General features: G+C 71.4%; 14 protein-coding genes and 6 tRNA genes. 17 read left to right on the top strand and 3 right to left on the bottom strand.

Features of this window, described 5'->3' with window-relative positions:
• The first annotated feature begins 5 nt into the window (after nt 1-5).
• From ANAEK_RS17350 to ANAEK_RS17295, 12 genes are all read left to right on the top strand, one after another.
• Nucleotides 6-755 (top strand): N-acetylmuramoyl-L-alanine amidase, encoded by a 750-nt coding sequence (locus ANAEK_RS17350; RefSeq protein ID WP_012527430.1) that lies wholly within the window; start codon nt 6-8, stop codon nt 753-755.
• 65 nt (nt 756-820) lie between these two features.
• Entirely contained in the window at nt 821-1,540 is a 720-nt protein-coding gene (gene rph / locus ANAEK_RS17345; RefSeq protein WP_012527429.1) for a ribonuclease PH, read from the top strand.
• Nucleotides 1,537-2,256, top strand: a complete 720-nt coding sequence (locus tag ANAEK_RS17340) for a non-canonical purine NTP pyrophosphatase (RefSeq protein WP_012527428.1) — start codon at nt 1,537-1,539, stop codon at nt 2,254-2,256. The genes rph and ANAEK_RS17340 overlap by 4 nt, the downstream gene beginning before the upstream one ends.
• Before the next feature lie 76 nt (nt 2,257-2,332).
• A tRNA-Pro gene (locus ANAEK_RS17335) sits at nt 2,333-2,406 on the top strand.
• 134 nt (nt 2,407-2,540) lie between these two features.
• Nucleotides 2,541-2,614 (top strand) — tRNA-Arg (locus ANAEK_RS17330).
• Between the two features lie 16 nt (nt 2,615-2,630).
• A tRNA-His gene (locus tag ANAEK_RS17325) sits at nt 2,631-2,703 on the top strand.
• A gap of 248 nt (nt 2,704-2,951) precedes the next feature.
• Nucleotides 2,952-3,025: transfer RNA gene (locus ANAEK_RS17320), tRNA-Arg, on the top strand.
• 105 nt (nt 3,026-3,130) lie between these two features.
• Nucleotides 3,131-3,203 (top strand) — tRNA-Lys (locus ANAEK_RS17315).
• 179 nt (nt 3,204-3,382) lie between these two features.
• Nucleotides 3,383-4,126, top strand: a complete 744-nt coding sequence (locus ANAEK_RS17310) for a hypothetical protein (RefSeq protein ID WP_012527427.1) — start codon at nt 3,383-3,385, stop codon at nt 4,124-4,126.
• Between the two features lie 28 nt (nt 4,127-4,154).
• On the top strand, nt 4,155-4,868 hold the full coding sequence (locus ANAEK_RS17305; protein WP_012527426.1) for a glycosyltransferase family 2 protein: 714 nt from the start codon (nt 4,155-4,157) through the stop codon (nt 4,866-4,868).
• Nucleotides 4,865-5,506, top strand: coding sequence for a lipid-A-disaccharide synthase N-terminal domain-containing protein (locus ANAEK_RS17300; protein ID WP_012527425.1), 642 nt, complete (start codon nt 4,865-4,867; stop codon nt 5,504-5,506). The genes ANAEK_RS17305 and ANAEK_RS17300 overlap by 4 nt, the downstream gene beginning before the upstream one ends.
• Nucleotides 5,503-7,191, top strand: a complete 1,689-nt coding sequence (locus ANAEK_RS17295) for a glycosyltransferase family 39 protein (protein WP_012527424.1) — start codon at nt 5,503-5,505, stop codon at nt 7,189-7,191. Before ANAEK_RS17300 ends, ANAEK_RS17295 begins: the two co-directional genes overlap by 4 nt.
• Here the strand turns inward: ANAEK_RS17295 and ANAEK_RS17290 are convergent.
• Complete coding sequence (locus ANAEK_RS17290) at nt 7,188-7,595, bottom strand: hypothetical protein (protein ID WP_012527423.1); 408 nt, start codon at nt 7,593-7,595, stop codon at nt 7,188-7,190. The genes ANAEK_RS17295 and ANAEK_RS17290 overlap by 4 nt on opposite strands.
• 63 nt (nt 7,596-7,658) lie before the next feature.
• Between ANAEK_RS17290 and ANAEK_RS17285 the strand changes: the two genes are divergently transcribed.
• The 4 genes from ANAEK_RS17285 to clpX all read left to right on the top strand — a co-directional run bounded on the left by ANAEK_RS17285 (nt 7,659) and on the right by clpX (nt 11,065).
• Nucleotides 7,659-7,740, top strand: a tRNA-Leu gene (locus ANAEK_RS17285).
• 81 nt (nt 7,741-7,821) lie between these two features.
• Nucleotides 7,822-9,111 (top strand): trigger factor, encoded by a 1,290-nt coding sequence (tig, locus tag ANAEK_RS17280; RefSeq protein ID WP_012527422.1) that lies wholly within the window; start codon nt 7,822-7,824, stop codon nt 9,109-9,111.
• Between the two features lie 19 nt (nt 9,112-9,130).
• Complete coding sequence (gene clpP / locus ANAEK_RS17275; RefSeq protein ID WP_012527421.1) at nt 9,131-9,742, top strand: ATP-dependent Clp endopeptidase proteolytic subunit ClpP; 612 nt, start codon at nt 9,131-9,133, stop codon at nt 9,740-9,742.
• A gap of 84 nt (nt 9,743-9,826) precedes the next feature.
• A complete protein-coding gene (gene clpX, locus ANAEK_RS17270; protein WP_011422401.1) occupies nt 9,827-11,065 on the top strand; it encodes an ATP-dependent Clp protease ATP-binding subunit ClpX in 1,239 nt (412 codons plus the stop codon).
• 78 nt (nt 11,066-11,143) lie between these two features.
• Here the strand turns inward: clpX and ANAEK_RS17265 are convergent, their stop codons facing one another.
• Nucleotides 11,144-12,850, bottom strand: coding sequence for an aminotransferase class V-fold PLP-dependent enzyme (locus ANAEK_RS17265; RefSeq protein WP_012527420.1), 1,707 nt, complete (start codon nt 12,848-12,850; stop codon nt 11,144-11,146).
• 183 nt (nt 12,851-13,033) lie between these two features.
• On the opposite strand from ANAEK_RS17265, the gene lon reads away from it, so the two are divergent.
• Nucleotides 13,034-15,487, top strand: a complete 2,454-nt coding sequence (lon, locus tag ANAEK_RS17260) for an endopeptidase La (protein ID WP_041454260.1) — start codon at nt 13,034-13,036, stop codon at nt 15,485-15,487.
• Between the two features lie 66 nt (nt 15,488-15,553).
• On the opposite strand, the gene ANAEK_RS17255 is transcribed toward lon, so the two are convergent.
• The gene (locus ANAEK_RS17255; RefSeq protein WP_012527418.1) at nt 15,554-15,970 is read right to left on the bottom strand and encodes a hypothetical protein; all 417 of its coding nucleotides are present in this window, start codon (nt 15,968-15,970) and stop codon (nt 15,554-15,556) included.
• Between the last annotated feature and the right edge of the window lie 5 nt (nt 15,971-15,975).

Here is a 15,975-nt window from a genome sequence, read left to right as displayed (position 1 = left end):
CGGCCGTGCTCGCGCACCTCGCCGCCGCGCTGATCGCGCTCTCCGCCACCCGCGGGCCGAGCTTCGTCGCCGTGATCGATCCCGGCCACGGCGGCGAGCAGGAGGGGGCCGTCTCGCCGCGCGGGGACCGCGAGAAGGAGCTGACGCTCCAGATCGCCCGGCGCGTGGCGGCCCGGCTGAAGCGCCTCGGCGCGAAGGCCGTGCTCACCCGCGCCGCCGACGCGTCGGTGCCGCTCGCCGCGCGCGCCGCGCTCGCGAACGCGATCCGCGCCGACCTGTTCGTCTCCATCCACCTGAACTCGATGCCCACCGCCGAGGCGCGCCGCGCCTCCCACGGCATCGAGACGTACTTCCTGTCGGCCGACGCGAGCGACGCCTCCGCCACGGCGGTGGCGGCCCGCGAGAACGCCGACCGGCTGGCCGGCGAGCCCGAGCTGGACCCGTCGGATCCGGTCGCCGCCATCCTGAGCGACCTCGAGGACACCGCGGCGCTGCAGCAATCGTCCCGCCTCGCGTACGCGGTGCAGGAGCGGCTGGTCCAGGCGCTCGGGGCGGAGGACCGCGGGGTGAAGCAGGCCCCGTTCTACGTGCTCGCCGGGGCGCGCATGCCGGCGGTGCTGCTGGAGGTCGGGTTCATCTCGCACCCGGCCGAGGGCGACCGGCTGCGCAGCGCGGCCTACCAGGAGCAGGTGGCGGGCGCGATCGTCGAGGGGATCGCCGCCTACCGCGCCCAGACGGTCCGGGCGAGCCGCTAGCCCCCGCCGTCCGGGACGCCCCGTGGGCGTGGCGCGCCCGGCGCGCCCGTGCTAATCCCGCCGCCATGCGAAAGAACGGCCGCGGCGAGCTCGACCTCCGCCCCATCCTCCTCGAGCCCCGCGTCTCCAAGCACGCGGAGGGCTCCTGCCTGGTGCGCTTCGGCGACACCCACGTGCTGTGCACCGCCTCGGTGGACGAGAAGGTCCCGCCGCACGTGTACGGCACCGGCGCAGGCTGGGTGACCGCCGAGTACGGCATGCTGCCGCGCTCCACGCACGAGCGCATGCAGCGCGAGGCGGCCCGCGGGAAGCAGACCGGGCGCACCCTCGAGATCCAGCGGCTGGTCGGGCGGGCGCTGCGCGCCGCGGTGGACCTGCGCGCCATCGGGCCGCGCACCGTGACGCTCGACTGCGACGTGATCCAGGCCGACGGCGGCACCCGCACCGCCGCCATCACCGGCGCCTACGTGGCGCTCGTGCAGGCGGTGCGCGGGATCCAGAAGCGCCGGCAGCTCGCGCAGGACCCCGTGAAGCGCAGCGTGGCGGCGGTGTCGGTGGGGATCGTCGCGGGGCAGGTGCACCTCGACCTCGACTACGACGAGGACTCCACCGCCGAGGTGGACATGAACGTGGTCGCGACCGGCGACGGCGCGCTGGTCGAGGTCCAGGGCACCGCCGAGGGCAAGCCGTTCCCGCGCGCCGAGCTGGACCGGATGCTCGACGCCGCGCTGGCCGGCCTGTCGCGCCTGAAGGAGCTCCAGGAGGCGGCGCTTCGCACGCCGTGAGCCCCGTGGACCTGCTGTTCGGCACCACGAACCCCGGGAAGCTGCGCGAGCTGCGCCGGCTGGTGGCGGGCCTGGCGGTGCGGGTGGTCTCGCCCGACGACCTCGGCCGGCCGCTGCCGGAGGTGGTGGAGGACGGGGCGACGTTCCAGGCGAACGCCGAGAAGAAGGCGATCGCCTGGGCGCGCTGGTCGGGGCTGCACGCGCTCGCCGACGACTCCGGCCTGTGCGTGGACGCGCTGGGCGGGGCGCCGGGGGTGCACTCCGCCCGCTGGTCCGATCTCGAGCCGGAGGGGCCGGCCAGCCCGGTGTGCGAGCTGGCGGGCGTGGCCGAGGTGGAGCTGGGGCCGGTGGCGGGGCGGGCGGCGCGGGACGAGCGGAACAACGACAAGCTGCTGGCAGCGCTCTCCGGGCTCCCCGACCCGCGCCGTGGCGCGCGGTACGAGGCGGTGCTGGCGCTCGCCCGGCCGGACGGGACGCTGGTCGGGACCGTCACCGGGACGTGCTCGGGGCGCATCGGCCGAGCGCGCCGGGGGGAGGGCGGCTTCGGGTACGACCCGCTGTTCATTCCGGCCGCGGAGCTCCAGGCCGGGGAGGGGACCCGCGGGCGGACCATGGCCGAGCTCACGCCGGAGGAGAAGGACGCCCTCTCCCACCGAGGTGAGGCTTTCCGCAGGCTGCTCCCGCTGCTCGCCACGCTCGCCGCTCGCGGCGCTTGACGGGACGGCGGCGGGTCGGCTAGAGACGGGCGTTCTCGGATCGGCTCAGGGGCGCTCGGCGCCACCGCAGGTGTTCCGGGGCGTAGCGCAGCCTGGTAGCGCGCCTGCCTTGGGCGCAGGAGGTCGCCGGTCCGAATCCGGCCGCCCCGACTCTTTGACAGCAATGGTGATGGCCGGGTGCGGCTCCTTCATGCGCCCGTAGCTCAGTTGGCCGGGGGCCCGGGGGCCAACACTGGCCCCCGGAGATCCTCCGGGTCGCGGGCAAGGTCGCGTTTCGAAGTTTCGCGCCCGTAGCTCAGTTGGATAGAGCGTCGGCCTTCGAAGCCGCAGGTCGGGGGTTCGATTCCCTCCGGGCGCGCTGATGATGATTTACGGTGAGTATAGCTCAATCGGTAGAGCACTGGACTGTGGATCCGGGGGTTAAGGGTTCGAGCCCCTTTACTCACCCACTTTTTCACCCGAGGCGCCGGACCGTTCCGCGCTCCTTCGGCCCGCGGGCAAGTAACCTTCGACGTACGCGCCCGTAGCTCAGTTGGCCGGGGGCCCGGGGGCCGTCACTGGCCCCCGTAGATCCTCGGTCCGCGGGCAAGGCAACCCTCGACGTACGCGCCCGTAGCTCAGTTGGCCGGGGGCCCGGGGGCCGTCACTGGCCCCCGTAGATCCTCGGTCCGCGGGCAAGGCGACCTTCGACGTACGCGCCCGTAGCTCAGTTGGATAGAGCAGCGGCCTTCTAAGCCGCGGGTCGGGGGTTCGAATCCCTCCGGGCGCGCTGACTGCGAGACCTTCGGCGCGCAGACGATGAGGCGCCGGAGGTCGTTGACAGCCCACCGGGACGCTGCTAATACGGCGCCCCTCGGCCATCCCGAGATGCATCGGGCGCGTAGCTCAACTGGCAGAGCAATGGACTCTTAATCCATAGGTTGAAGGTTCGATTCCTTCCGCGCTCACTCGAAACCCCTGGCGACCCCAGGGGTTTTCGTCTATCCGGGGCCTGCCTCGCAGCGGCCCCCGGGCCGCCGGGCCCCGGGCCCCGCCGACGTGGATCCGGGCAGGGGGCCGACGTAGTATCCGGCGCGCTGCGGCAGGGCGGCGCGCCCGCCCCTCACCCTCGCAGCAGGATTCGCACGTGGACACCGACACGCGTCACCCCCTGGAGCTCGCCGTCTACGTCCTCGTCGCCGTGGGCCTGCTGGTCGGCCTGGCGGCGGCGATCGTGGACGTGCACTGGTTCGAGCAGGTCTACGCCGTGGAGGACGGCCCCATCGAGTGGGCCACCGCCATCGCGCTGCTGGTCGGCGCCGCCGTCGCAGCGGTCACCGCGCGGCGTCCGGGCGCGGGCAACCCGGGCCTCCACCGCCTCACCTGGATCGGCCTCACGCTGCTCTGCTTCTTCGCGGCGGGCGAGGAGATCAGCTGGGGCCAGCGCCTCCTCGGCATCCAGAGCCCCGAGTTCTTCCAGAGCCACAACGCGCAGCACGAGACGAACCTCCACAACCTGGTGGTCGGCAGCGTGAAGGTGAACAAGCTGGTCTTCTCCCAGCTCTTCACGGTCGCCGCCGCGCTGTTCCTGCTGGTGCTCCCCTGGGCGTACCGGCGCCGGGCGGCGTTCGCGCGGCTGGTGGACGCGTGGGCCGTGCCCGTTCCCCGCGTCCGCCAGGTGATCGCCGTGGTGGCGACGTTCGCGTTCATCGCGCTGGTGCCGTCGCGCGAGCGGGACGAGCTGCTCGAGTTCGGCGCCACCTGGCTGTTCGCGATGATCCTGCTCTTCCCCCTCAACGCCGCCGCCATCCGCGGCCCGGCCGCCCGCCCCGGCGAGGCCGCCGCACCCGGGGGCGAGCCGGGCGCGCGCGCCTCGGCCGATCGCCGGTAGCCCGCCCCGTCCCCGGAAGCCGAGGCCCATGGATCCCACGCTCACCGTCATCGTCCCTGTCTTCGACGAGGAGGACAACCTCGAGCGCGTCGGCCGCGAGCTGACCGCGTACCTCGACCGCACCTCCACGCCGGCGCAGATCCTGTTCGTGAACGACGGCTCGCGCGACCGCAGCGGCCAGATGATCGAGGCGCTCTGCGCCGCGGACCCGCGCTTCCACTTCGTCCACCTGGCGCGCAACTCCGGCCTGAGCGCCGCGCTCAAGGCCGGCTTCGACCACGTGGAGACGCGCTGGGCCGGCTACATCGACTCCGACCTGCAGACCTCGCCCGACGACTTCGACCTGCTCATGCCGTTCGCGGCCGACCACGAGCTCGTCACCGGGGTCCGGGTGAAGCGCAAGGACACGCTGGTGAAGAAGCTGTCCTCGCGCATCGCCAACGCCATCCGGCGCTCGTTCACCCACGACGGCGCCAGCGACACCGGGTGCCCGCTCAAGGTGATCCGCGCCGACGTGGCCCGCCGCATCCCGTTCTTCAAGGGGATGCACCGCTTCCTCCCGGCGCTCGTGCAGCTCGACGGCGGCAAGGTGAAGGAGGTGCCGGTGCGCCACTTCCCGCGCGTCGCCGGCGAGTCGAAGTACCACCTCTGGAACCGGCTGCTCGGCCCCACCGCCGACCTGTTCGCCTACCGCTGGATGCGGAGCCGCTACATCCGCTACGAGATCGCGAAAAAGGGATGACCGCGAGCCACCTCTGGATCTTCGCCGTCGGGTTCACCGCCCAGCTCCTGTTCGCCGCCAGGATGCTGGTGCAGTGGTTCCACTCCGAGAAGGCCGGCAAGCCCATCTCGCCGGTGGTCTTCTGGCAGCTCAGCCTGCTCGGCGGGATCCTGTTCTTCGTCTACGGGATCCTGCGCAAGGACTTCGCCATCGTCCTCGGGCAGCTCATCGTCTACTTCATCTACATCCGGAACCTGCACCTGCAGCAGCGGTGGATGACCGTGAGCGCGCCGTTCCGGTGGGCCGCCTACCTGGTCCCGGTGCTGAGCGTCGCGTACCTCGTCTCCAGCGCCCCCGGCAACCTGCGCGACATCCTCGGCAACGTGGAGATCCCGCTCTGGCTCAAGGTGTGGGGCTCGGTGGGCCAGGTGGTGTTCACGTTCCGCTTCGTGATGCAGTGGATCGACTCGGAGTCGCGCAAGGAGTCGGTGTTCTCGAACGGCTTCTGGGTGGTGAGCCTGGTCGGCTCCACCATGATCCTCGTGTACTCGGTGTTCCGTCGCGATCCGGTGCTGTTCTTCGGGCAGGCCGGCGGCGCGGTGGCCTACTCCCGCAACCTGGTGCTGGGCCTGCGCACCCGGCGCCACCCCGCCGCATGAGCGCCGCGCCCGGTCGCGCCGGCCCGCCCGGCCTGGGCGGGCGGGCCCAGCTCCTGCTGCTCGCCGCGCTCTGCGCCTGCACGTTCGTGGTGAACGCCGGCGCGCTCACCGCGAACATCATGGAGTCGCGCAACCTCACCACCGCGCGCGAGATGCTCGAGAAGGGCAACTGGCTGCTGCCCACCATGAACGGCGAGCCGCGGCTGGAGAAGCCACCGCTGCCGACCTGGGCCACCGCCGTCGCCATGGACGCGTTCGGCGAGGAGGACCTCGGGCGGCTGCGCCTGCCCGCCGCGCTGGCCGGCGCGCTGCTGGTCGCGTTCGCGTGGCTGCTGGCGCGCGAGCTCACCGGCGACCGGCTCGCGCCGTTCCTCGCCGCCGGCACCGCCGCCACCTCGTTCTACGTGTTCTTCATGGCCCGGGACATCACCTGGGACATCTTCTGCCACGCGTTCATGCTGGGCGCGATCTGGCAGCTGCACCGCGGCCTGGCGCGCCCCGCCGGCCGGCTCCCGAGCTTCGCCGCCGCCGGCCTGCTCATGGGCCTCTCCTTCCTCTCGAAGGGCCCGGTCTCCTTCTTCTCGCTCCTGCTCCCGTACCTGGTGGCGCGGACGCTCTCGTCCGGCGTGGCGCCGTACCGCGCCGCCTGGCGCCCGCTGCTCCTCACGATCGTCGTCGCGCTCGCCGCGAGCGCGGCGTGGCCGGCCTACGCCTGGCTGACCCGGCCCGAGGCCTCCGCGCACGTCGCGCAGAAGGAGTCCACCGCCTGGATCAACCGGAACGTGCGGCCGTTCTGGCAGTACTGGAGCTTCACCGCCCAGTCCGGCGTGTGGGCGGTGCTCGCCACCGCGGCGCTGGTGTTCCCGTACGCGCGCCGCCGCGTGGCGCGCCTCGCCGACTACCGGCTGCTCGCCGCCTGGATCTGGACCGGCGTGGTGCTCCTGTCGCTCTTCCCGGAGAAGAAGGAGCGCTACCTGCTCCCGGTGCTGGTGCCCATGGCGCTCCTCACCGCGGTCTACGTGCGCGCGCTCGCCGACGCGTTCCGGGCCGGCGTCGAGACCCGCGCCGATCGCGCCATCGTCCGGGCGAACGCCTGGCTCATGGCCGCCATCGCCGCCGCGGTCCCGCCTGCGCTCTGGCTCGCGCTCCGCGCCCGCGGCGCCAGCCCCGGCTGGCCGCTGCTCGTCGCGGTGGCGGCGGTGTTCTGGGCGCTCGCCGCGCTGCTCGCGCACGCCGGGCTCCGCCTCCGGCCGCTGGCGATGTGGGGCGGGATGGTGGGGATGGTGGCCGCCGCCTGCGTGCTGGTGCTCGGCCAGGTCCCGGCCATCATCACGCGCAACCCCGGCTACCGGCCCTACGGCGAGCTCCGCCAGCGGGCCGACCTCGCCGGCGTGCCGTTCTTCCGCGCCGGCGACGTCACCGGCAAGTTCATCGAGGTGATCTGGGCGAGCGGGCGGGAGATCCACGCCTGGGATCCGCGCGAGCGGCCCGAGCCGCCGGTGGCGCCGCCGCTGCTGCTCATGACCTCGGAGCCGCCGGACCGGGTGCTCGCGCCGGAGCTGGCGCGGCGCTTCCGGGTCGAGGACCTGGGCGTGTACGACGGCGCGGTGGACGCCCGCTGGGGCGGCGGCGCGCTCCGCAACCACGTGGTGGTGCTCCGGCCGAGGGAGGCCGGGGGGCGCTAGTCCTTCTTGCCGCCCTGGATCACGCCGAAGCGGGGCCGCTTCCGCTCGGGTGGCTTGAGGATCCCCGCCAGCACCGAGGGCCACGGGAACGCGCAGTCGAAGCGGCGCCCGCGGAACGTCAGGTTGCAGCGGATCCCCCATTCGTCGAGGAGCACCTCCGGCGTGTCCCGGCCGACGACCAGGTTCACGCGGACCAGCTCCTCCTCGTGGAGGTACTCGGGGATCTCCACCGCGGGCGCGGCCGGCGCCACGATCACGCACTCGATGGCCGAGGCGTTGCGGCAGGCCTCGAGCATCTCGCCGTAGCGCCGCTGCAGCGCGAACAGCTCGAGCGCGCCCTGCGCCCAGCCCGGGCAGGCGGGCAGGCAGGGGTCGTCGGGGGCGTGGTCGTGGTGCGACTCCACGCGTTTCTGTGTACTACAGGACGCGGCTCCCCGTCCTCGCGAGCATGGTAAAGAGGCGCCCGGGGGCGGGTGGCGGAACTGGCAGACGCGCTGGACTTAGGATCCAGTGCCGCAAGGCATGAGGGTTCGAGCCCCTCCCCGCCCACTTCACCCTTGACCCGCCACCGGCGGGCACGTAGCACTAGCCGATTTCCCCGCCCACACACCCGCAAAGGTCGAACAGGACATGAAGATCCAGGTCGAAACGGTCTCCCCCGTCGAGCGGAAGGTCACCATCGAGGTGGACCCCGATCGCGTCGCGAAGGAGCTCGATCGCGCGTACGCCAGCCTGTCGCGCCGGGTGAAGCTGCGCGGCTTCCGGCCCGGCAAGGCGCCGCGCAAGGTCCTGGAGCGCCAGTTCAAGGCCGAGGTGGAGGGCGAGGTCGCCGAGCGGATCGTCACCGAGACGTTCACCGAGGCGGTCCGGGTCGAGTCGCTGCCGGTGGTGGCGCCGCCCAGCGTCTCCATCACCGACGGTGTGGCCGAGGGGAAGCCCATGCGCTACTCGGCGCGCGTCGAGGTGAAGCCGAAGCTCGAGCCCAAGGACTACAAGGGCCTCGAGGTGACGCGGAAGCCGCCCGAGGTCACCGACGAGGCGGTCTCCGGCGAGCTGACGAAGATCCAGGACTCGATGGCCCAGCTCGTGCCCGTCGAGGGGCGCTTCGAGGCCCAGGAGGGCGACTGGGCGGTGATCGATCACGAGGGCACCATCGACGGGAAGCCGTTCGACGGCAGCACGGCCGAGGGAGTGACCGTCAAGGTGGCGCCGGGTCCGATCACCGAAGGCAACGTCGAGGCCCTGAAGGGCAAGAAGATCGGCGACGTCGTCGAGCTGGACGAGCCGTTCCCGGCCGACCACCGCGACGAGGCGCTGCGCGGCAAGACGGCGCACATGAAGGTCACGCTGAAGGCGCTGAAGGCCCGCCAGGCGCCGTCGCTCGACGACGCGCTCGCCAAGGACCTGGGCATCGAGGGCGTCGAGACCCTGGACGCGCTGCGCGCCCGGATCCGGTCCGACCTGGAGAAGCGCGAGAAGCGGCGCGCCGAGTCGGAGCTGAAGGACGCGCTGGTGAAGGCGGCGCTGGCCCGGAACGAGTTCGAGGTGCCGCCGGCGCTGGTGGAGCGCGCCATCGACACCATGCTCGAGGGCGCGGCCGAGCGGTTCGCCCGCCAGGGGATCGACATCCGCCAGCTCCAGCTCGACGTGTCGCGCATGCGCGCCGACCTGCGCGAGCAGGCGCTCCTCCAGGTGCGCGGCGCCCTGCTGCTCGAGGCCATCGCGGACGCCGAGAAGATCGAGGTCACCGAGGAGGACCTGGAGGCCGAGGCGGCCCGCATCGCGGACGAGCTGGGGATGCCCCTGGCGAAGGTCCAGCAGCAGACGCGCGGCAAGGACGCGCGCGAGGCGCTAAAGAACAGGATCAGGGAGGAGAAGGCGCTGTCGCTGCTCTCCTCCGCCGCAACCATCCAGCAGTAGCGAACGCCGGAGACCCGCGATGCCCTACATCCCCATGCCGTACGTGGTCGAGCAGACCCACCGCGGCGAGCGCAGCTACGACATCTACTCGCGGCTGCTGAAGGACCGGATCATCTTCCTGGGGACGCCGGTCGACGACGACGTCGCGAACGTCATCATCGCCCAGCTCCTGTTCCTCGAGTCCGAGGACCCGGACAAGGACATCAACCTCTACATCAACAGCCCGGGCGGCTCGGTGACCTCGGGCCTCGCCATCTACGACACCATGCAGTACGTGAAGCCCCAGGTGTCCACCATCTGCCTCGGGCAGGCCGCCAGCATGGGCGCGTTCCTGCTCGCGGGCGGCGCGGCCGGCAAGCGCTTCGCGGTGCCGAACGCGCGCATCATGATCCACCAGCTCTCCGGCGGCTTCCAGGGGCAGGCCACCGACATCGAGATCCAGGCCAAGGAGGCGCTCCGCCTCAAGGCCAAGCTGAACGAGATCATGGCCCGGCACACCCGCCAGCCGATCGAGCGGATCGAGCGGGACACCGAGCGGGACTACTTCATGAGCGCCGGAGAGGCGAAGGAATACGGGCTGATCGACGACGTCTTCCTGCACAAGAAGGCGGCGGAGAAGAAGCCACAGTAAGATGAAGGAAGAGGCGAGGCGCCGGAGGGCATCCTCACCAGGGGAAGCAGCCGAGGAAGCGGGCTCGCGAACCGGAGGTGGCACGTGGAGAAGCGCGAGACGCTGAGCTGCAGCTTCTGCGGCAAGTCGCAGAAGGAAGTGAAGAAGCTCATCGCGGGGCCGACCGTCTACATCTGCGACGAGTGCATCGGGCTCTGCAACGACATCATCGCCGAGGAGATCGCCGGCGAGGAGAAGCGCGAGCAGAAGCTGCGGGTGCCGCGCCCGTCGGAGATCAAGACCATCCTCGACGAGTACGTGGTGGGCCAGGAGCGGGCCAAGAAGACGCTCGCGGTCGCGGTCCACAACCACTACAAGCGCATCGAGAGCCGCGTCTCGATCGACGACGTCGAGCTGCAGAAGTCGAACATCCTCCTGCTCGGCCCCACCGGCTCCGGCAAGACGCTGCTCGCGCAGACGCTCGCCAAGATCCTCAACGTCCCGTTCACCATCGCCGACGCCACCACCCTCACCGAGGCGGGCTACGTCGGCGAGGACGTCGAGAACATCATCGTCAACCTGCTGCAGGCCGCCGACCACGACATCGAGCGGGCGCAGAAGGGCATCGTCTACATCGACGAGATCGACAAGATCGCCCGCAAGAGCGAGAACCCGTCGATCACGCGCGACGTGTCCGGCGAGGGCGTGCAGCAGGCGCTGCTCAAGATCATCGAGGGCACGGTCGCGAACGTCCCGCCGAAGGGCGGCCGCAAGCATCCCCAGCAGGAGTTCCTGCAGGTCGACACGACCAACATCCTGTTCATCTGCGGCGGCGCGTTCTGCGGGCTGGAGCAGATCATCGAGCGGCGCTCCGGCGGGCGCAGCCTCGGCTTCGGCACCGACGTGAAGTCGAAGACCGAGAAGAACGTGGGCGAGCTGCTCGCCATGGTCGAGCCGGACGACCTGCTCAAGTTCGGGATGATCCCCGAGTTCGTGGGCCGCCTGCCGGTCATCACCAGCCTGGAGGAGCTCGACCAGCCGGCGCTGGTGGACATCCTCACGCGGCCGCGCAACGCGCTGGTGAAGCAGTACAAGAAGCTGCTCGAGATGGACGGGGTGAACCTCAAGTTCACCGACGGCGCGCTGGTGGCCATCGCCCGCGCCGCCATGAAGAACAAGGCCGGCGCCCGCGGCCTGCGCGCCATCCTCGAGAACGCGATGCTCGACATCATGTACGACGTGCCGAGTCGCCGGAACGTCCGGGAGATCGTCATCTCCGAGGACGTCGTCGACAAGCACGAGGCGCCGCTGGTGGTGATGCAGAAGGAGGCGGAGTCGGCCTAGGCGCTCCGTCGCGGCGGTGCAGCACGCGCGGGTCCGGCCTCGGCCGGGCCCGTTCGCGTTCCGGCCCGCCGGCGAGGGTCAGCGCTCCGCGTGCACGTAGCGGAACCAGACCAGCCGGTCCACGAACGCGTCGCCGGTGGGCGGGTTCCACCGCAGCGGCTGGCCGGCGTGGCGGGCCTCGAGCTCCGTCGCGAGCCGCCGCGCCTCGTCCAGGTAGTCGCGGCGGAGCGCCGCCGCCTGCGCCTCGGTCACCGGCTCCTCCGCCGGCGGCGCCGGCGGCTCCTCGCGCAGGAGCGCCGCGCGCACCGCCTCCACCGTCAGCTCCACCGCGACGGGGTCCGCCGGCGCAGCGTCCAGCGGCCGCCACATCCCGTCGCCCCAGCCCAGCCGGTAGAGCGGCAGGAACGCCTCGCCGTGGTCCGCCACCAGCTCCACCGCCTCGAGCAGGAACTCGATCTCGTCCTCGGTGGCGGTGTAGGGCAGGGAGATCCGGACCCAGCCCGGCTTCAGCGCCAGCACGCCGAGCGCGATGGCGCGGCGGAGCTCGGACGAGCGCTCCGGGCCGATGCCCAGCAGCCGGTGCCCGTACGGTCCGGCGCACGAGCAGCCGGCGCGGTTCTGGATGCCGAACAGGTGGTCGAGCAGCGCCGACACGAAGTCGTGGTGCAGCCCCTCCACGTTGAACGAGAGGATGGGCAGGCGGGGCCCGTGCGCCGGGCCGTAGAGCCGGATGCGGGGGTGCCGGCGCAGGCGCGCCATGGCGCGCTCGGCGAGCGCGGTCTCGTGGGCGAGGATCGCCTCGGGGCCGAGCGCCTCCTTCACGAGGAACGCGAGCCCCGCGCGCACGTCGCCGAGGATGTCGGGCGTGCCGCCCTCCTCGCGCTCCGCGAGCCGCTCGGTGTAGTCCACCGAGAGCCGGTCGAACGCCGCCACGTACTCGACGGTGCCGCCGCCGGGCCGCTCGGGCGTGCGGCTGCGGAACAGCTCGCGGTGCGCCACCAGGATCCCGGAGCCCTCCGGCCCGCCCGCGAACTTGTGGGTGGACACGACGATGGCGTCGAGCCGCTCGTCCGCGTCGGCCGGGTGCATGTCGATGGGGACGTACGGGCCGGCCGCGGCGTAGTCGGCGCAGGCCAGGAACCCGCGGCGGTGGAGCACGCGCGCGACCGCGCGCACGTCGGTGAGCGCGCCGGTCACGTTGGAGCCCGCCGAGAACGCGCCCACGCGCAGCGGGCGCCCGGCGTACCGGGCCGCCTTCCGGTCGAGGTCGGCCAGGTCCACCTGGCCGTCGGCGTCCAGGTCCACCTCCACCACCTCGGCCACCGACTCGAGCCAGGGGAGCTGGTTCGAGTGGTGCTCGTAGGGCGAGACCAGCACGACCGGCCGCTCGTCCGGCGGGACGTGCCGCGAGAGGCCGTACGCGCGCTCCAGCGGCTCGGAGATGCGCAGGCCCAGCAGGCCGACGAGCTTGTTGACGGCGGACGTGGCGCCGCTCCCCACGAACAGCACCACGTCGTCCGGGCCCGCGTTGACCGCGCGTGCGATCGCCTCCCGCGCCGACTCGCGTAGCCGGGTGGTCACTCGCCCGGTGGTGGAGATGGCCGTGTGGGTGTTCGCGTAGAGGGGCCGCGCCGCGGCGACCAGCGCCTCCACTGGCGCGAGCGCCCGCCCGGTGGCGGTCAGGTCCGCGTAGGTCACGAGCCTGCGCCCGAAGGGGGTGCAGACGAAGGTACGCCGGCCGATCTCGCCGCGGCGCACGCGCGCGGCCACCTGTTCGAAGGGCATGGGTCCCGGCTTGTAGCGGGGTGCGGGACGCCCGACAAGAGCGCGGGCGGGCGGGGGAGCCCCGCCGGTGCGAAACCTGAGTGCGGTCCCGAAGAACGGGGGCGGCCCGGATGTTAAGTGTTAGTCTCTCACCGGCCTCGACGGGCTGCTCCGGGGCCACCAAGGAGCCTGACCACCGTGCCCATTTTCTCGCGCAACGACGACGGGAAGAAGGACGGGAAGAAGAGCCGCACGCTGCCGCTCCTCCCGCTCCGCGACATCATCGTGTTTCCCCACATGGTGGTGCCGCTGTTCGTCGGCCGTCAGAAGTCGATCGCCGCACTCGAGGAGGCCATGGCGCACGACAAGGCCATCCTCCTCTGCGCGCAGAAGAAGGCGAAGACGAACGAGCCCGCCGCCGACGACATCTTCGCGGTCGGGACCGTCGGCTCGATCATCCAGCTGCTCCGCCTGCCCGACGGCACCGTGAAGGTGCTGGTCGAGGGCAAGCAGCGCGCCCGCGTCCGCCGCTTCCTCGAGTCCGACAAGTTCCTGGTGGTCGAGGCGGAGGACATCGAGGAGGAGAGCGAGCGCACCGTCGAGCTCGAGGCGCTGATGCGCTCCGTGCACTCGACGTTCGAGGCCTACGTCAAGCTCAACAAGCGCATCCCGCCGGAGATGCTGACCTCGGTGTCGTCCATCGACGATCCGGCGCGGCTCGCCGACACCATCGTCGCGCACCTCTCGCTCAAGCTGAACGACAAGCAGTCGATCCTCGAGACCGAGTCCCCGGCCAAGCGGCTGGAGAAGCTCTACGAGCTGATGCAGGGCGAGATCGAGATCCTGCAGGTCGAGAAGAAGATCCGGACGCGCGTCAAGAAGCAGATGGAGAAGACGCAGAAGGAGTACTACCTCAACGAGCAGATGCAGGCGATCCAGAAGGAGCTCGGGGAGCGCGACGAGTTCAAGAACGAGATCCAGGAGCTCGAGGAGAAGATCAAGAACAAGAAGATGTCGAAGGAGGCCACCCTCAAGGCCAAGAAGGAGCTCAAGAAGCTCAAGATGATGAGCCCGATGAGCGCCGAGGCCACGGTGGTCCGCAACTACATCGACTGGATCCTCTCGCTCCCCTGGTACGACTACACCGAGGACAAGCTCGAGATCCCCGAGGCCGAGAAGGTCCTCGACGAGGATCACTACGGGTTGAAGAAGCCCAAGGAGCGGATCATCGAGTACCTCGCGGTCCAGAAGCTGGTGGACCGGATCCGCGGCCCCATCCTCTGCTTCGTCGGCCCGCCGGGCGTGGGCAAGACCTCGCTCGCGAAGTCGATCGCCCGCTCCATGAACCGCCGCTTCGTGCGCATCAGCCTCGGCGGCGTGCGCGACGAGGCCGAGATCCGCGGCCACCGCCGCACGTACATCGGCGCGCTGCCCGGCAAGATCATCCAGTCGCTGAAGAAGGCGGGCTCCGGCAACCCGGTGTTCCTGCTCGACGAGGTGGACAAGATGTCCACCGACTTCCGCGGCGACCCGTCGGCCGCGCTGCTCGAGGTGCTCGACCCCGAGCAGAACTTCAACTTCAACGACCACTACCTCGATCTCGACTACGACCTCTCCAAGGTCATGTTCATCTGCACGGCGAACACCATGGCGGGCATCCCGCTGCCGCTGCAGGACCGCATGGAGGTGATCCGGCTCGCCGGCTACACCGACCTGGAGAAGCTCTCCATCGCCCAGCGGTACCTGATCCCGAAGCAGAAGGAGGTCAACGGGCTCGAGCACGTGCCGGTGGAGTTCAAGCGCAGCGCCATGCGGGCCCTGGTGCACAAGTACACCAAGGAGTCCGGCGTCCGCTCGCTCGAGCGCGAGATCGGCGCGATCTGCCGGAAGATCGCGAAGGACGTGCTGAAGACCGGGCAGGTGGACGGCAAGACGTACGTGGTGACCGAGCGGATGGTGCAGAAGTACCTGGGCCCGCCGCGCTACCGCTACGGCACCGCCGAGGAGCAGGACCAGGTCGGCCTCACCACCGGCCTCGCCTGGACCGAGCTCGGCGGCGAGCTGCTCACCGTCGAGGCGCAGGTCATGCCCGGCAAGGGCAAGCTCACCATCACCGGCAAGGGCAAGCTCACCATCACCGGCAAGCTCGGCGAGGTGATGCAGGAGTCCGCGCAGGCCGCCATGAGCTACGTGCGCTCGCGCGCCGAGCTGCTCGGCCTCGACAAGCGGTTCCTCGAGAACGTGGACATCCACGTCCACGTGCCCGAGGGCGCCATCCCCAAGGACGGCCCGTCCGCCGGCATCACCATGGCGACGACGCTCGTCTCCGCGCTCTGCCGGATCCCCGTCCGCAAGGACGTGGCCATGACCGGCGAGATCACCCTGCGCGGCCGCGTGCTCCCCATCGGCGGCCTGAAGGAGAAGGTCCTCGCCGCCCACCGCGGCGGCATCAAGAAGGTCCTCATCCCGAAGGAGAACCAGAAGGACATCCGCGAGATCCCGCGCCGCGTCCGCGAGAAGCTGCAGATCGTGCCCGTGGACCACGCCGACGAGGTGCTGCGCGAGGCGCTGGTGCTCGAGCACCCCGAGGAGTTCCTCGCCAAGCCCGGCGGCCCCAAGCCCGAGGCGCCGTCCGCCGGCGCCGCCGCGCAGGCCTAGCCTCCGCCGCTCGGAAGACTCCGGGGCCGGTCGCGCACCCGCGCGGCCGGCCTCGCCGTTCATGGGCTAGGGCAGGTGTCCGCTGCGCTCCGGGGTCGGCGTGGCGAGTAGCGCGCGGAGCGTCTCCTCGTCCGCGAGGAGCGGGCGCACGAACCGCTCGAGATCGCTCAGAAGCAGGTCGAAGTTCGTCAGCGGGTCGTCGCCGAAGCCTGGAAACATCGCCTCCCGCTCGACCCCGAGGCGCGCGACGACGTCGCGGTGGCGCACGGGAACGTAGGGCGTGCCGTCCAGGCCGTACTCGACGATGCCGAGCGCCCCACGGACGTGGAGCCCGACGAAGCACCGCCCGCGGCGAAACTCGCCCCGCGCGGCGACGCCCCCCGATCCCTCGACCGTCTCCAGGAAGGCGTACCGGAACCCGAGCCCGTCGAAGAACGGGCGCAACCGCTCCACGCCGCGCTCGAGCAGTTCCTCCGGGTGCATGGCGC

The organism is Anaeromyxobacter sp. K (assembly GCF_000020805.1).
Taxonomy (GTDB): Bacteria; Myxococcota; Myxococcia; order Myxococcales; family Anaeromyxobacteraceae; genus Anaeromyxobacter; species Anaeromyxobacter dehalogenans.
Note: the sequence above shows the minus strand (reverse complement) of the source record. Positions and strands in the feature narration are given on the sequence as shown.